Source organism: Pedobacter sp. AK013, from assembly GCF_014205835.1.
In the GTDB taxonomy this organism is placed as follows: domain Bacteria; phylum Bacteroidota; class Bacteroidia; order Sphingobacteriales; family Sphingobacteriaceae; genus Pedobacter.
In genome coordinates this window covers 47034-63837 of sequence record NZ_JACHCQ010000019.1, presented here as the reverse complement: position 1 = coordinate 63837, position 16804 = coordinate 47034, and the positions used below count along the sequence as shown (strand labels likewise).

Below are 16804 nucleotides of genomic sequence, written 5' to 3'. Positions count from 1 at the left end.
AATGAAAACAAATTTAAAATATATCGCAATTTCTGCACTTGCTGTTCTTTCTTCATGTACTAAAGAACTCAATATCACTCCTGAAGGTGCTCCATCGGCTCAAAATTTCTGGAAAACAAAAGAAGATGCCATCAAGGCTGAAGCAGGAATGTATGAAAACTATAATGCTGAAGACTTTTATGGGCGTGGGATGTTCTGGTTTATCAATGCCAGTGATGATATGGTTACCGGCCGTAACAAGCCAGAGGCCGATAACATTAAAAACTTTAACCGTACGTATGTAGGCGGTGGTTATACCGAGTCGCAGTGGAGTATGCGTTATGCTATTATCAAACGTGCCAACGATATCGTTAATAATGTGCCTAAAATTGCTATGGATGAAAGTTTAAAAAAGCAGATTATTGGTGATGCTTATTTCAATGCAGGTTTAGTTTATTTTCAGCTGGCTGCAAATTATGGTAACGATAAAGCTGGCGTGCCGATTGTAACACCCGATGCCAATCCTGCCATTGCCGTTCCACGCGCTAAAAACGTAAACGAAAATTACGACTACATTATTTCGCTTCTGTTAAAGGCTGCAGATAATCTTCCGTTCTTTTCGGCAATGAAGCCTACTGATTATGGTAAAGCACATAAAACTGCTGCATGGGCCTATCTCTCAAAAGTTTATCTTTATAAAAAAGATTATGCAAATGCTGCAAAATATGCTGATATGGTCATCACTTCAGGTCAGCACGATTTAATTAGTACTGGTTTTGCAGATGTTTTTAAGGCTTCAAATAACTGGTCTAAAGAGTATATCTGGTCGGTAGTTTGTACGCCAAACGGTGGCGGAACAGGCTGGGGCAGCAAACTCCCAGGCGTAATGTTAACCAACAAAGCATGGGGGATTTACAATGGATGGGGTTATTACTTGCCAACTAAAGAACTTTACGATTCTTATGAAGCTGGCGATCAACGCCGTGAAGCTACCATTTTGAAACCTGGCGATAAATTTATGTTCTTTGGTGCTGAGCGTAGTTTTACTAAAGATGGAGGAGCAACTTCAAATTACCAGTTTAAAAAATATATGGAGCCTTTTTCTTATGCTAACCCAATTCCGACACACGTTAATCCTAATGGCGATAATGGAACAACAGATCTAAATGTACCCTTAATGCGTTACGCGGAAGTATTGCTGATCAAGGCAGAAGCTGCAATTAATCTTAGCGGCGCAGGGGCAGGTGATACCGAGCTGAACAAAATCAGACTACGTGCAGGTTTAGGTGCTAAAACAGGAATGACTATCGATGACCTTAAGCGCGAGCGCCGCAACGAGCTTGCTGGAGAATGGGCTGATCGTCACCGAGATTTAGTGAGATGGGGTGATGCACAGGCCGCTTATGCAAAACCTTTACACGATTTTGATGGCACTGTAATCTGGCCTGCCAGAGCCTTCAATCCACAGGTACACAACGTATGGGCGGTACCACAAAGAGAAATCGATAACAGTGGGGGGGTAATTAAACAGAACGAAGGATGGTAAAATCGAATAAACTGATCCTGTTTTTATTATTGGGTCTAGGCGTACATTCAGTTTCTGCTCAGCAGAAACTGAATGCCGGTAATGGGCACAGCCATAATGATTATAAGCAGCAGATCCCTTTATTGGAGGCTTACTATGCTGGTATGGGATCAATCGAGGCAGATGTGTTTTACCGTAACGGAGAATTGTTTGTTGCCCACGAAAGCAACGAAATTACCCCGGGCAAAACATTGAAAAAACTATATATTGATCCACTGGTGGCATTTTTTAAAGATCATGCCAACCATCCCTATCCCGATCCGAAACAAAAACTTCAACTGGTAATTGATATAAAGGAGGATTATGAACACGTAATCCCGAAATTACTGGCCGATTTAAAAGGTAATGAAGCTGTTTTCGATCAACAGATCAATCCTTCAGCCATTAAAATTGTAATGAGTGGGGCTGTTCCACCTGCCGAAAAGTTTAAGGATTATCCATCACTCATCAGTTTTGATGGGCGTCCAGCAAATCAGTACACAAGTGATCAGTTAAAGCACATTGCAATGATTAGCGATGATATTTCTCATTATTCGGTATGGAACGGAAAAGGTACCCCAACGCCAACCGATTTAGAAAAAATGAAAGCAGTGATTGCCAAAGTACACGCATTAGGTAAACCCTTTCGTTTTTGGGCAACCAAAGATAGTCCGAACAGTTGGAAAGAATTGGAACATATGGGGGTTGATTGGATCGGAACTGACCATCCGGTGGTGTTAAAAGATTTTTATCAGAACCGGGCTAAGCTAGAGTACAGCAATCCGATAGGATATAAGCCCTATCAGCCAACTTACAAAAGCGATGGATTAAAAACCAAAGCCAAAAATGTTATTCTTCTAATCGGAGATGGAATGGGACTCGCACAGATTCAGGCAGGGTTGAGTGCTAATTTTGGTCAATCCAACATCATCACGATAAAACATCTGGGGCTTTCACGTACAGAAGCTTCGAATTCAGATTTTACCGATTCTGCAGCAGGTGCAACAGCTATGGCTACAGGGCATAAAACCAATAATCGCTATATCAGCATCGATTCTACGGGCAAAGTGCTTCAATCTATTCCCGATATTTTGGCTCCTTATGGGCTTACAAGTGGAATCATCAGTAGTGGCGATATTACCGACGCCACACCTGCAGCATTTTATGCTCATCAGCTTGAACGATCTATGACGAAGGAAATTGCAGCCGATTTCCAGAACAGCCATGTTGATATTCTGGTTGGCTCGAAACGCAAAAGTTTTACCGAAAACCCGGATCAAAAACTGATGGATAAAATCTTGGCTAAAGGTTATGTATTACAGAAAAACCTAAAAAGTTTTGTTGCCTCAAATGCGGATAAACAAGTGGTACTTTTAGACGATTCTGCCACGCGAAAAATATTGGATGGCCGTGGAGAAATGCTGAAGACTTCGTTTTTAAAAACGGTTGAGTTGCTCTCAAAAAATAAAAATGGATTTTTCATCATGGCAGAAGGGGCACAGATTGATCATGGCGGACATGCAAACGATTTGCCTTTTGCGGTAACCGAACAACAAGATTTCGATCGTCTGGTAGGTGAAGCCTTAAAGTTTGCCGATCAGGATGGCGAAACTTTGGTAATCGTAACTGCCGATCATGAAATCGGAGGACTGTCGCTACTGGATGCCTCTTATAGAAAAGGAACCATTCGTGGCAATTTCAGTACAGACGATCATACTAATATCATGGTGCCTGTATTTGCCTACGGCCCTGGTTCGGAAGCTTTTATGGGGGTATATCCTAACCATCAGATTTTTTATAAAATCATCGAAGCTTATCGTTTAACGAAAACTCAATAAAAATAAGATAAGCGATACACTAATTAGCAGGAAACACTAGGCAATTGGTTTCCTGCTAATTTAATAAGATAGCCACAGGTGATATATTACTGTTTTATAACGAAACAAGGTATAAGATAATTTGCTGTCTCATTAGTACGCCCATTACTACCGTACTTTTACCCTTTTTGTGCCTGCCTATAGGAATTAAGGTTAACATTGTTAAGCTTTGTACAGCCTATCTTAATTTGCCTATGTATTACAGCTGCGCAATTGTTGATGATGAACAGCACGCGATTGATGTACTTCATGATTATATTGAAGACATCCGTTTTTTAAAACTGTTTAGTACCTTTAATAATCCCATTGATGCATTAGAAACAATTAGTGGTGGCGATAGAATCGATTTTCTTTTTTTAGATATAGATATGGATGGAATGAAGGGAACTGAATTGTCTCAGCATCTTCGCGCCAAAGCCAGGTTTGTGATCTACGCATCCTCTCACCTTGAAAATGAGGTGAGAGAAATAGATTCCCACTTTGAATGTTATCTTGGCAAACCGATCTCAATGAAACGTTTTACCGGCACTATTCATAAACTGATGCAACTTAATAATCTGCCGATAAATAATTGAAAATAGCTTATGATCGAACTTACGTACACTTTTGAACAGGAATTTTTAGAAGATATATCCTACCAGTTAATGAGGGCCAGTATGGAAGACCCATGGTTGGTGCTGTCTGGGTGTAAAGTGATGGGGATTATTGATGAAGTTGAAGGCAGCTGGACCCAGATAGTAGGTGGAGATATTCCTCCAATGGCAATTGAAGGGATGGGGGATTTGATTAATACGCAGCAGTTTAGCTGGTTACCAAATTTGATTAAAAAACAATGGCCTAAATATGTGCTTGATGTGGTAGTGGAAGATGTAGGCTGTTACGAAATAATTTGCCATAAAGAGGCTTGTCTTAAACGTTTCCAACAGCGCTTTACACTAGGCATTCATGCGCTGGCTCAAAGAGAATCTGCTCTTGTTTTTAAAGTACGGTGTTTCCGGAAATCATCTGGTTACGAGGTGGTTAAAGCGCCGGTAATTGATCGGTACGTTTAGTATTCATTCTGCTTTTTTCAAGGTAAACACAGATTCTGGCGAAATCATAACCAGCCATGTCTCCAAAGTTTGCATTAATTCTTGTTGTTTTAAGCACTAATGCCAATGTAATATTTAAATTTGGCCCGACAAAATCTCTTCTTCAACATGACCTTTGTAGAAAAATTGCAGGCCCTGCGCCAGTTAATGGCTGCTCAAAAAATAGATGCTTATATTATTACTGCTGCAGATCCGCACATCAGTGAGTATTTACCTGCACATTATAAAGCCATTCCTTTTGCTTGCGGGTTTACAGGATCTGCGGGCACGCTAGTCATTACTCAGGGTTTTGCGGGGCTGTGGACTGATTCGCGGTATTTTACGCAAGCAGAAACACAATTAAGTGGTTCTGGTTACGAATTGGTAAAGTTGAAGGTGCCGCATACACCCGAATATATCGATTGGTTGCTCCAGGTTTTGCCAAAGGGCGCAAAAGTAGGTTTTAACCACCAGCTAATTACTGTAGGTTTAGCCCTCGAGATGAAGAACAGTTTAACGCAGCGAGAAATAGCGATAATTGATGTTGATTTTATCAGCACTATCTGGCTGGATAGGGTAGGGCTACCTAAAGAAAATGCCTTTTTAATTGGCGAAGAAGCTGCGGGACTTACCATTTCGGCTAAAATAAAAGAGGTAAGAGCTGCTTTAAAAATAAACGGGGCAGATTATCATTTCATTTCATCGCTTGATGATATTGCCTGGCTATTTAATCTAAGGGGAAAAGATGTAGATTATAATCCTGTAGTTTTAAGTTTTGCTTTAATCACACCTGTAGAAGTAAAACTCTTTATTGATGCACAAAAGTTAACGCAAACTGATATTGAAACTTTAAATCAGCAAGGTGTAACTTTATATCCCTATGCAGAAGTGGCCGAAGCACTAAAAAAATTACCAAAAGCGACACAGATTTTTATCGATCCAAAACGTACCTGTTTCGGCTTGTATGAATGTTTGCCAAGTGGTTCCAAAATAATTTCAGGCATTAATCCAAGTACACATTTAAAGAGCTTAAAGAATAGTGCCGAAATTAGTCATATCCGCCGGGCAATGTTAAACGATGGAATAGCTTTAACCAGGTTTTTTAAGTGGATGGAAGATCGTTTTGGGAAAGAAAAGATTACAGAATGGTCTGCAGCAGAGAAATTAGCTGCGTTTAGGGCAGAACAAACATCTTTCGTAGGGTTGAGTTTTAATACCATAGCTGGTTATAATGCAAATGGTGCATTACCACATTATAGCGTAACGGCAGAAAGCAATCTGGAAATTTTAGGTGATGGTTTATTTCTTGTCGATTCCGGAGGTCAGTATTTGTATGGTACAACCGATATTACCAGGGTAATGCCTATTGGTAATTGCTCATCAACCCAGGCGGATGATTATACCTTGGTGTTAAAAGGCCTGATTGAAGGTTCTAAACTAATCTTTCCGGAAGGTACCAAAGGTTATCAAATCGATTCTATCTGTAGAAAACCACTGTGGGAAAAGGCTATAAATTTTGGCCATGGAACTGGGCATGGTATTGGTTTTTTCCTGAATGTACATGAAGGACCTCAGAATATTAGTCCTGCTAATGTAGATGTTGTCTTTAAACCAGGAATGATAACTTCCATAGAGCCTGGAATTTATCGGCCAGGAAAACATGGCGTGCGTATCGAAAACCTGGTTTTATGTGTACCTAAGGGAAATAGTGAATTTGGCGATTTTCTCACTTTTGAAACCTTAACTTTATGTTTTATCGATACCACTATCATCAATAAAACACTTTTAGCAGTAGATCAAATCGCCTGGTTAAATCAATACAATCAGCGAGTGTTCGATCAACTTCAGCCACATCTTTCAACAGAAGAAGCCACTTGGTTAAAAGAGAAATGTAGGCCTGTTTAATAATTGTGATTTTAAACCACCTGGAGTCACCATTGTAAAGCAAGCCAAAGCGCAGCAAGTTAAATAGACTGGTATTCCGTATAATCATTGTAAGTCTGAGCCTGTCGAAGACCCTTATGCTATTTAATATAAACACTAAAATGATTTTATACTCCTTATATGGTTAATAATTTAATATAGGAAAGCAATTCCCGTATTTCAATTAATGTCAGTAGCGCTTTCTGCTATAGCCCTCATTTCATTCTAGGCTGCCGCTGCAATCGCGTTTAAGTACGCCAATCGTGCTAATAGGTCGGTTTTCCCCTCATGCGTTATTAATCTGCGTGTTCTGTGTAATCTGCGGGAAATTAAATAGACTGGTATTCCGTATAATCATTGTAAGTCTGAGCCTGTCGAAGACCCTTATGCTATTAATATAAACACTAAAATGATCTTATCCCCCCCTATATGGTTAATAATTAATGGTAGAATTAGGCCCCGAACTTCCCATAAATACACCAATTCTTTACGGATTTTGCGCTATTTTTAACTTAGGTACCCGCTTTACTTTTTAAATTTTATTTTTGATTTTAACTACATTCCTAAATCCCATTTGTCATCATGATTGTTAAATCACAAAAGAGGCGTGCTTTATCTATAATAACTTTTAAAGCAATATTTTGCTGTATTTTATCTTTTCTAAATATTGAGGTAATTCAAGCCCAATCGCCATGGATTGCTTTGGGTAAAAAGCCATCCACTTTGGGCTTGGAAAATGGCTTTTCAACCTACAATGCTGGGGCATTTAATCTAAAGCTTGTTAAGTCGTCGCAAACAGTGGCAGGTCTTCAGCCTAAAATGGTTAAGGATTTCGATTTTGTACCTAGCGATAGTTTAAAAGTACGTAGTTCTGATGGTTTATACCATTTGGGCGATATCAATTTAAGGTTGCGCTACGTTGGCGAAGAAGCCTGGAAAAGCTATAGCACTGCAGCAAAACGAAACCCGGTGAAAAATATTCCGATAAATAAAAATGTACTTGCCGCCGCCGATCTTGCTGCAACACTTCCAGCTGATATTCCATTGGAGGTTAAACGGATCTGGGAAATGTTGAACGGGAAGCTAGTTTTGCGCTTCGAACTGAAAAACAAGACCGATAAGAATGTAGAAATTGGTGCGCTGGGTATACCGATGATTTTTGATAATATTCTGGAAGGCCGCACATTAGAGCAAACCCATGCCAAAAATGTATTTTATGATCCGTACATCGGAAAAGACGCTGGTTATTTGCAGGTTACGCGCTTAAGTGGGCACGCACCTTCTTTGCTCGTTGCTCCATTGGGGCATACACCATTTGAGGCTTACAACCCGCTTAATGACGACCGGACACCAAGAGGGATTGCTTTTGAAGGCTTTTACGAATGGATGGTATACAGTAAAGCTTATGCCGAAAACGAATGGAAAAATGCTGAGCAATGGAATACGCCAACTTCGACCTTTTTAAAGCCTGGTGAAAGCCGGAGTTATGCTTTCCAGTTTATCCTCTCGGGAGCAGCAAAAGATATTGAAAGCAAACTGATTGAAAATAAAAGACCAGTAGCGATATCCGTTCCGGGTTATGTACTGCCTAAAGATGTGGAAGGGAAATTGTTTGTGAACTACCCTAAAAAGATTAAAAACATTCAGGTTCAACCCGAAAATGCCCTGATAATAAATGCATCAGGTTTAACAAAAGATGGTTGGAAAAGTTATTCAGTAAAAGGAAATACATGGGGAAGAGCAAGGTTGTCAATTACTTATGAAGATGGTTTGGAGCAAAGTATAAATTATAAAGTAATTGAAGCCGAAAGTGATGTGATTGCGAGTTATGGCAATTTTTTAACAACCAAACAATGGTTTAACCAGGCCGATCCTATTTTTAAAAGAAATCCTTCCGTTATTACCTACGACAATGAAAAACAACAGCAGGTAACACAGGATAACCGGGCCTGGATTTCGGGTTTAAGCGATGAAGGCGGTGCAGGCTCATGGTTGGGGGCAATAATGAAGCAGTTGGTGCAGCCAAAAAAAGAAGAAGTTGATAAATTAAAACAATTTGTGGATAGCGTAATGTTTAGTAGGATACAGCTTAAAAACGGCCCTCAGAAATATGGTGTAAAAAAGAGCTTGTTTTATTATGCACCAGACTCACTTCCTAAAGATACGTACGCCACAAATATCAATTTTAAAACGTGGTCTGCATGGCCGAAAAAAGAAGCTGATAACCTGGGCAGGTCTTATAACTATCCGCACGTTGCAGCAGCCCATTGGGTAATGTACCGATTGGCCCGTAATTATAGCGGCCTTGTAGAGGAGCAGAGCTGGAAACAACACCTTATCGATGCGGCTGAGACAGGAATGGCGATGGTTAATATTGCGCCTTATTACGCACAGTTCGGCCAGATGGAAGGTACAGTTTTCTATCTCATCTTAAACGACCTTAAAAATGAGGGGTTAACAGCAGAAGCAACCAGGTTAGAAAATGAGATGAAAAAGCGGGCCAACCACTGGCGTTCTTTACAATATCCCTTTGGTAGTGAAATGCCTTGGGACTCTACAGGTCAAGAAGAAGTTTATGTATGGTCGAGCTATTTTGACTACCAGGATAAAGCAAATGTAACGCTCGATGCCATATTGGCCTATATGCCTGTGGTGCCGCATTGGGCTTATAATGGTAATGCCCGTCGGTACTGGGATTTTCTTTATGGCGGTAAACTTTCGCGTATAGAGCGGATGATCCATCATTACGGTTCAGCACTTAATGCCATTCCTGTTTTAATGGATTACCGTAAAAATCCCAATGATTTTTATCTTTTGCGTGCCGGGTACGGTGGGTTATTGGGTGCGATCTCCAATATCACGCAAGAAGGTTTTGCACCTGCAGCATTTCATGCTTATCCATCAACCTTGAAAAATGATGGTATTTCCGGCGATTACGGATCTGGTTTTTTTGGCTATGCAGTTAATACTTCATCTTACATTTTACAGCATCCTGAGTTTGGTTGGTTAGCTTTTGGCGGAAATGTGAATAAAACAGGCAGTATCATCAATGTTAAATTAACAACAGCCGCAAAATCGTCAGTTTACGTTGCGCCTGCGGGGCTTTGGATTAGCCTTGATGCCGGAACCATTGATGAAGTAAATTACAATACCGTAAATGGAGAAATTCGCTTAAAACTGAGCAAAGCAAATGAATATTCGCCTAATGCCATGTTGAGGTTGTCGCAGCCAGCAAAGCTTAATGGAATTGGTGTATATGCTATAAAAGGCAATGCGATGGAGAAGAGGGGAGGATATGAATTTCCACTTGCTAAAGAGAACACTACAGAAGTCGTTCTTCAAAGATAATATCAAATCATCCCTGTCTGGGCCCCGTGAAATAAAAATTACGGGGCTTTTTTGTGGTAAATTATTTTGATATTCAGTAGTATATGAACTTTATTTAGATATATTATTAAATTGTATTATTATAATTATTAGTAATTAAGTTGTTTAAGATTTTTATTGTTGTTTTTGACTATATCAATAAAAAAAATATATGGTCAAAATGAGTTTAATCATAGCTGTATTTTCACTTTAAATCAAATACTTTAATTTTTTGATTAATAAATTATTATGCTTTATTAAAGTAATATTGTCCATTTAATTTAAGGTAGGTTCTTCGCTGCGCTCATAATTACAGATTTCTTTGAAAATATCGTCGCTGCTTCATGGGCTAAAAAGGCTTTCTCGCAACAACGATATTTTGCAGATTGTCATCTTTCTAAAAAGTTTTTCCAACCGAGTTCTTTTGCAACTAGGAAGAACGGGAATGGCGATTTTATTCCCCTAACGGGTAACTGTTATTGCCACATTATAAATGTCGATTTCAATAGTCCGTGTTATAAACGCGGACTATTGAAATCGCCGTGTTTTCGTGGCTAAAAATTACTAGTACTATTTACAAACTTTCTTTAATTATCCTTACCCCATAAATAGGGCCAGCGCTGTTTTTTGCTTTAGGGAATAATTTTACGGTTACCTTATTTTTGCCTTTGGTTAATTCAACAGGGATTTTATAGGAAATATCGTAAAAGCGACTTTCTTTATATTTGTTCAGATCTTCGGTGGCAATGTTTACACCATCAACCAGCACATCGAAATTCCGGCCACGGTTATCCATGCCCCAGTAAGAAGCAATGATTGTATTCTGCAAAGCAGGATCTACTTTCACCTCAAATTGTAAGAAACCATTTTCACCCGCAACACGCCACTTACTGCCATGGTCTTCGCCCATATATTCTTTGGCTGCGGTAAAGTTATGATCACGCTCTGGCTGCATTTCGCCAAACCTGAATACATCAGTCGTTTTATCTTCCAATTCTTTTCTTTTGCGCTTTTGCTCATCGTATATTTTTTGTTGTACTGTCCATTTTTCTGGTGTAAATACATCCCAGTAAACACTGTAGTATTGGTTTTTGGTTTGGTAAAACGGAACCAATGTAACATCTTGAGGTTGAGCAATATTATTGGTTTTGAACTGAAGGTCTTGTTTATTCACTACACTTAACCAATCTTTCGGGTCGTTGTTGGCACTTACAAATACCGGAACGCCTTTAACAGGGTCGGGTTCTGTTGTGCCCAAAATACCAGCCAATAGCACCGGACCATAAAAAACAGCCCTACGGTCTGCATTATCTGGCATGGCTTCCGTGTACAGTTTCTCTGGAGTTACATAAGTTATTTTGTCATTATTTTTCCAGCTGCGGGTAATCACATAATAACCGGTTTCATCTGGCACGATTTTTTGCAACTGCCCATTCACCGCAATGGTGGTTTCGACAGACCATTTTGGTTTTCTTACCCGGATAGAGAATTTTGAAGGTTTGGCTAAGTTAACAGTTAAACTCGTTTGGTCTCCTTCTGGTAGAGCCGTTTGTTGGGTAATTTTTATTCCTTTTTCTTTCCAATCTAAAACCGAAGGAATAAAAAGATTCACGTATAAACTCCCATCACTTCCTCTCGAATAAATGCTTTCATTATATTTAACGTGATTTTCCATACCGGTTCCTACACAGCAGGTAAAGGTGTTAAATTTATCGCTGTATTCTTTTTTTCCGCCCATGCGTAGCGGTACAAAATAACAGGTCATACCATCGTCGTGGTTCTGCGAAGCCAGTATATGATTGTATAGTGCCTTTTCATAATAATCAAACAGTTCGGCCGATGGGTTTTCTGCAAACAGGTGCCCGGTAAGTTTGAGCATATTGTAGGTATTACAGGTTTCGGTGGTGTTTTCAGTCAGTTTATCATTCAGTTTATCCGGCTCGCTCAGGTATTCGTAGTTACTGTTTCCACCAGTTACATAAGAGTGGTGATAAACAATGGTTTTCCAAAAGAAATCGGCAATGGTTTTATCCCTTTGGTCGCCTGTAATTTCGTGGCGCCTGGCACTGGCAATAATTTTAGGGATCTGTGTATTAGAATGTTTTCCCGGAAGAATATCTGTTTGTTGCGCCAATGGATCAAGTATACGTTTATCGTAGAATTTGTAAGATAAATCGAGGTATTTCTTTTCTCCGGTAATAGAATATAGGTTAACCAGTGTCTCGGCCATGCCGCCGTATTCGCAAAACAGCATTTTTTGTAAAAGTTCTTCATTTAAACCGCCAATGGTGGTGCCCGTCCAATCGGCCAATGCCACGCAGGCACCCAATGCTTTTTTATTGTTGGTGTATAGATAGGCATCTAGCAAACCTGCCATAATTTTATGTACAGTGTACCATGGTGCCCAGCCGCCGTTCAGGTCGAATCCGCCGGTTTTAACATGGCCTTTTGCCAGTTCGCCCCAAATTTTATCTTCATTGGTGAAAGCACCTAAATAGCCGCTTTTTCTGGCTTTCTGGCACTCAGCCAGTTCATCTACAATATAATTTGCTTTTTTTAGAAAAGCAGGGTTTCTGCCCGATGCATATTGCATAGATATTGCCGAAAGGTAATGCCCCAGCGAATGCCCGGCCAAACCATCTCCTTCCCATCCGCCATAAATTTTAGCCTTTGGTGTTAAGCCTGCGTTCTTTCTAAAGCCTGAAAGTAAACGGTCAGCATCGATAACAGATAGATAAGCTTCATCGGCTTTCATAGCTTTCTTGAAGGTACTTTCCAGGAGGCTTACCTGCGAGAGATCGAAAGCATAGGCTTTAATGGGGGTGGTATTTTTAACCTTTATGCGGCTATCGTTAAAATGAGGAACGTAGTTTTGGGCATTAGCACTAAGCGCAAAAAAGAGCGCACAGCTGAGCAAGCTTTTACCAAGGTAATAATTCATAATTGTTAGGTTGTTTTTTTGATGTTTTAACCGTTTAAAATTATGCAATTGCCAAGAAGATAAAGGCCCCATAATTTGCCGTTATTGTGCAGATTTTACCTTTCTTTTTCGTTAAGATGAAATTTATTGTGATTTTTATGCCATATCCATAGCTTATAATTTGCAGATACTCCTCATATTTTAGCCATTGCGCTTAATTGTTATTGAATGAAATAAGCTTTTGGGATATTTGCCTAACAAAAAAAATATGTTTGAAAAGAAAGTATACCTCCAAAGAAGAGCAGCATTAAAATCAAAGATAAATTCTGGAATATTACTCTTTTTGGGTAATGAAGAGAGCCCGATGAATTATAAGGACAATGCCTACCATTTTAGGCAGGATAGTACCTTTTTATATTATTTCGGGATTAGTGAGCCATCATTGGGCGCTATTGTAGACCTGGATGAAGATCAGGTAATTCTTTTCGGTGACGAAATGGGGATTGATGACATCGTATGGATGGGCAGGCAGAAAACCCTAGAAGAAAAAAGTTTGGATGCTGGCTTGACCAGAGTGCTGCCCTTAGCGCAGCTGGATACTTATCTTAAGCAATACCAGGACAAAAAGCGCCAGGTTCATTTCTTACCCCCTTACCGCTCAGAGAATAAAATTAAATTGGCCAATTGGCTTAATTTGCCTATCCATCTGCTTAAAGAAAAAGCATCGCTAAGCTTTATTAAAGCCGTTGTGGCACAACGATCAATTAAAGCTGTCGAAGAAATTGAAGAGTTGGATCGTGCAGCAGCAATATCGGCCGATATTCATTTAATGGTAATGCAACAGGCAAAACCTGGAATGTACGAACGCGAACTTGCGGCTAAAATTCAGGGCGCTGCATTGGCTTCTGGCGGTAACCTGGCCTATCCGGTTATTTTGACCGTTCGTGGCGAAATTTTGCATAACCATTACCATGGTAATCAGCTTCAGAACGGGCAGCTGGTTTTAAACGACTCTGGTGTAGAAACCACTTTAGGCTATGCTGGCGATCTTACGCGTACTTTTCCTGTAGGCAAGAAATTTAGTGCCGAGCAAAAAGATGTTTATGATATTGTATTAAACGCTTATACCCATGCTAAAAACCTGTTGGCACCGGGTGTAAGGTATTTAGATGTGCATTTGGCTTCGTGTAAAATGTTGGCACAGGGTTTAAAAGATATTGGCCTGATGAAAGGTAATATAGACGATGCCGTGCAGGCCGGTGCACATGCCATGTTCTTTCAATGTGGAACAGGGCACATGATGGGGCTGGATGTACACGATATGGAAGATCTAGGTGAGCAGTACGTAGGTTATACTGATGAATTGACTAAAAACACCACCCAGTTCGGGTTAAAATCGTTAAGGTTGGGCAAAGCACTAGAGGCAGGTTATGTATTAACCGTTGAGCCGGGTGTTTATATTATCCCTGAACTAATAGACCGTTGGAAAGCGGCGAACCAGTTTGCCGAATATATTAACTACGATAAATTGGAGCAGTTCAGAAACTTTAGCGGTATTAGGGTGGAAGACGATTTCTTGGTTACCGAAAATGGAAACCGGATGTTAGGAAAGCATTTAGCCTTAACTACGGATGAAATTGAATCGATTAGAAGCGATGCTTATTAGTAATTTATCAGAAAGGTTTTACTGTTTTTGGTTTTGGAGCGCAGGGTTTTTCGCTTTTTTTAAAGGATAGTCCTGCCACTCGCTTTATTCCGATGCTAATTCAGTGCCGATTTATCGGTAAAGGATCGGAATGATCGCTGCTGTCGTGGCTAAAAACTCTGGCCTCAAGCGCGGAACAGGAAGCTGGGTGTTTAGCACAAACTGATGTTAAATAAACCTGATAGAACGGATGCTCCCGATTTTTCATCGGAGCAGGAGGGATAGCAGGACTACCATAACCGATGAAAAGCTGAAACTGCTTTTCAAATGAATATTTTGCTAAATAACCAAATAGTAAAGAGCCATTAAAGTGAACATAGATCTTTTAAAATAACAAATGTTTTTTGTTTTGGAGCGCAGGGTTTTTCGATTTTTTTAAAGGATAGTCCTGCCATCCGCTTTATTCCGATGCTAATTCAGTGCCGATTTATCGGTAAAGGATCAGAATGCCCGCTGCTGTCAGGGCTAGATACCTCGGCAGAAGCACAGAACCCCGGTTAAATAAACCTGATAGAACGGATGCTCCCGATTCTTCATCGGAGCAGGAGGGATAGCAGGACTGCGATAACCGATGAAAAACTGGAACTGCTTTTCAAATGAATAATACGCTATTGTAACATGATAACCAGCAAAAAGATATGAAAAAAATAACCTCCTTAACCCTGCTTTTCTTAACGTTTAGTACCCTGCTTTTTGCACAGTCACCAAAAAAGGTTTACACTTTGGCCGATACCTTAAGGGGAAGCTTAAATGCCGAAAGGACCTGGTGGGATGTACAACGTTACGAACTTTCGGTTAAGCCCGATTATAATGATAAGAGTATTACAGGCTCAAATAAAATCGTATACAAAGTAATGCAGCATAATAATGGTAATACCCGGATGCAGATCGATTTGCAGGAGCCGTTAATTATTGATAGCGTTTTATATAACGGAGGTAACAAATTAAAATTTGAACATGTTGGCAGTGTTTGGTATGTGCATGTCCCGGCGCAAAAATTATCTGCACTGAATAACGTCCATATTTTTTACCACGGAAAGGTACATCAGGCCAAGAGGGCACCTTGGGATGGCGGTTTTATCTTTACTACCGATTCGCTTTCACGTCCGTGGATGACGGTGGCCTGCCAGGGCTTGGGCGCTTCAGTCTGGTATCCAAATAAAGATCATCAAAGCGACGAACCTGATTTGGGGGCTTCCTTAACGATGACAGTTCCTGATACATTGGTAGCGGTGGGTAATGGGCGCCTGGTATTTAAAAAGGATAATCATGATGGCACAACAACCTACCAGTACAATGTTAAAAATCCCATCAGTAATTATTGTATTATCCCTTACATTGGCAAGTACGTTAATTTTAAGGAGAAATATGCGGGCGAAAAAGGTGCATTAGACGTTAATTATTGGGTGCTTGATTACAATTATGCTAAAGCTAAAACCTATATGCCCGATCAGGTGCATAAAATGATGAAAAGTATGGAGTATTGGTTTGGCCCGTATCCTTTTTATGAAGATGGATACCAATTGATAGATGCTTCGCACACTGGCATGGAGCATCAATCGGCAGTGTCTTATGGCAATGGTTATAAGTTTGGCTATAGAGGTAGAGACATGTCTGGCGATGGTTGGGGCTTAAAGTGGGATTTTATTATTATTCACGAAAGCGGGCACGAATGGTTTGGCAATAATATTACCACTAACGATCTGGCCGATATGTGGGTGCACGAAGGATTTACCAATTATAGCGAAACACTTTTTGTAGATTATATTTTTGGCAATAAAGCCGGTAATGAATACAATTTTGGAATTAGAAAAGGCATCAAAAATGATAGCCCTATTATTCCGCCTTATGGTGTAAATGCGCAGGGCAGTGGCGATATGTATCCAAAAGGCGGAAACATGCTCCATGCTATCAGGCATAGTTTAAATAACGACGAACTTTTTAGAGCGATATTGCGCGGGCTTAACCAAACCTTTTACCATAAAACGGTAAGCACGGGTCAGATCGAAAACTATATTTCTAAAAAAGCAGGATACAATTTTTCAAAGGTTTTTGATCAATATTTGCGTACGGTGCAGGTTCCAACATTTGAATACTACCTGAAAGATGGCAAGGCCTTTTATCGTTACAGCAATTGTGTTAAAGGTTTCAATCTGCCTTTAACCCTAAAAAAAGTAGGTATTAAAACGCTTAAGGTTATTCCTTCCCAAAACTGGCAGCAGATTGTGTTGGGCAAAGGGCAGAATGCTCTTTTTACAAAATCGGGTATCGAATTTATGTACTACCTACAGGTGAAAAATACAAAATAATAGTGAAATAGACAGCGCAAGAGGAGGTTATTTATCCTGTAGATTCTATTAAGGTGTTCTTTTTCGGAAGGATACCTTTTTTTGTTATATC

Annotated in this window: 9 protein-coding genes; 8 read left to right on the top strand and 1 reads right to left on the bottom strand. The window is 39.9% G+C overall.

What is annotated here, in order from left to right; translation table 11 throughout:
- The first annotated feature begins 1 nt into the window (after position 1).
- The 6 genes from HDC90_RS13870 to HDC90_RS13845 all read left to right on the top strand — a co-directional run bounded on the left by HDC90_RS13870 (position 2) and on the right by HDC90_RS13845 (position 9761).
- Positions 2–1525 (top strand): RagB/SusD family nutrient uptake outer membrane protein, encoded by a 1524-nt coding sequence (locus tag HDC90_RS13870; protein WP_184467301.1) that lies wholly within the window; start codon positions 2–4, stop codon positions 1523–1525.
- On the top strand, positions 1519–3381 hold the full coding sequence (locus HDC90_RS13865; RefSeq protein ID WP_255497651.1) for an alkaline phosphatase: 1863 nt from the start codon (positions 1519–1521) through the stop codon (positions 3379–3381). The genes HDC90_RS13870 and HDC90_RS13865 overlap by 7 nt, the downstream gene beginning before the upstream one ends.
- Before the next feature lie 233 nt (positions 3382–3614).
- Entirely contained in the window at positions 3615–3995 is a 381-nt protein-coding gene (locus HDC90_RS13860) for a LytTR family DNA-binding domain-containing protein (RefSeq protein ID WP_184467299.1), read from the top strand.
- 9 nt (positions 3996–4004) lie between these two features.
- Positions 4005–4472 (top strand): hypothetical protein, encoded by a 468-nt coding sequence (locus HDC90_RS13855; RefSeq protein ID WP_184467297.1) that lies wholly within the window; start codon positions 4005–4007, stop codon positions 4470–4472.
- 147 nt (positions 4473–4619) lie between these two features.
- Positions 4620–6395, top strand: a complete 1776-nt coding sequence (locus HDC90_RS13850; RefSeq protein WP_184467295.1) for an aminopeptidase P family protein — start codon at positions 4620–4622, stop codon at positions 6393–6395.
- Positions 6396–6995: 600 nt separating this feature from the next.
- Positions 6996–9761, top strand: coding sequence for a DUF5695 domain-containing protein (locus HDC90_RS13845; RefSeq protein WP_221451852.1), 2766 nt, complete (start codon positions 6996–6998; stop codon positions 9759–9761).
- A 592-nt stretch (positions 9762–10353) separates the two neighbouring features.
- Here the strand turns inward: HDC90_RS13845 and HDC90_RS13840 are convergent.
- Positions 10354–12720 (bottom strand): glycoside hydrolase family 127 protein, encoded by a 2367-nt coding sequence (locus HDC90_RS13840; protein WP_184467293.1) that lies wholly within the window; start codon positions 12718–12720, stop codon positions 10354–10356.
- 247 nt (positions 12721–12967) lie between these two features.
- Here HDC90_RS13840 and HDC90_RS13835 point away from each other — a divergent pair, with 247 nt between their 5' ends.
- Together HDC90_RS13835 and HDC90_RS13830 are read left to right on the top strand one after the other, a co-directional pair.
- The gene (locus HDC90_RS13835) at positions 12968–14365 is read left to right on the top strand and encodes an aminopeptidase P family protein (RefSeq protein WP_184467291.1); all 1398 of its coding nucleotides are present in this window, start codon (positions 12968–12970) and stop codon (positions 14363–14365) included.
- 677 nt (positions 14366–15042) lie between these two features.
- Positions 15043–16713 (top strand): M1 family metallopeptidase, encoded by a 1671-nt coding sequence (locus HDC90_RS13830; protein ID WP_184467289.1) that lies wholly within the window; start codon positions 15043–15045, stop codon positions 16711–16713.
- Positions 16714–16804: the final 91 nt, after the last annotated feature.

Excerpts from the sequence above, each read along its gene's own strand:
- HDC90_RS13870 (WP_184467301.1), top strand. The coding sequence starts at position 2 with ATGAAAACAAATTTAAAATATATCGCAATTTCTGCACTTGCTGTTCTT.
- HDC90_RS13865 (WP_255497651.1), top strand. The coding sequence starts at position 1,519 with ATGGTAAAATCGAATAAACTGATCCTGTTTTTATTATTGGGTCTAGGC.
- HDC90_RS13860 (WP_184467299.1), top strand. The coding sequence starts at position 3,615 with ATGTATTACAGCTGCGCAATTGTTGATGATGAACAGCACGCGATTGAT.
- HDC90_RS13855 (WP_184467297.1), top strand. The coding sequence starts at position 4,005 with ATGATCGAACTTACGTACACTTTTGAACAGGAATTTTTAGAAGATATA.
- HDC90_RS13850 (WP_184467295.1), top strand. The coding sequence starts at position 4,620 with ATGACCTTTGTAGAAAAATTGCAGGCCCTGCGCCAGTTAATGGCTGCT.
- HDC90_RS13845 (WP_221451852.1), top strand. The coding sequence starts at position 6,996 with ATGATTGTTAAATCACAAAAGAGGCGTGCTTTATCTATAATAACTTTT.
- HDC90_RS13840 (WP_184467293.1), bottom strand. The coding sequence starts at position 12,720 with ATGAATTATTACCTTGGTAAAAGCTTGCTCAGCTGTGCGCTCTTTTTT.
- HDC90_RS13835 (WP_184467291.1), top strand. The coding sequence starts at position 12,968 with ATGTTTGAAAAGAAAGTATACCTCCAAAGAAGAGCAGCATTAAAATCA.
- HDC90_RS13830 (WP_184467289.1), top strand. The coding sequence starts at position 15,043 with ATGAAAAAAATAACCTCCTTAACCCTGCTTTTCTTAACGTTTAGTACC.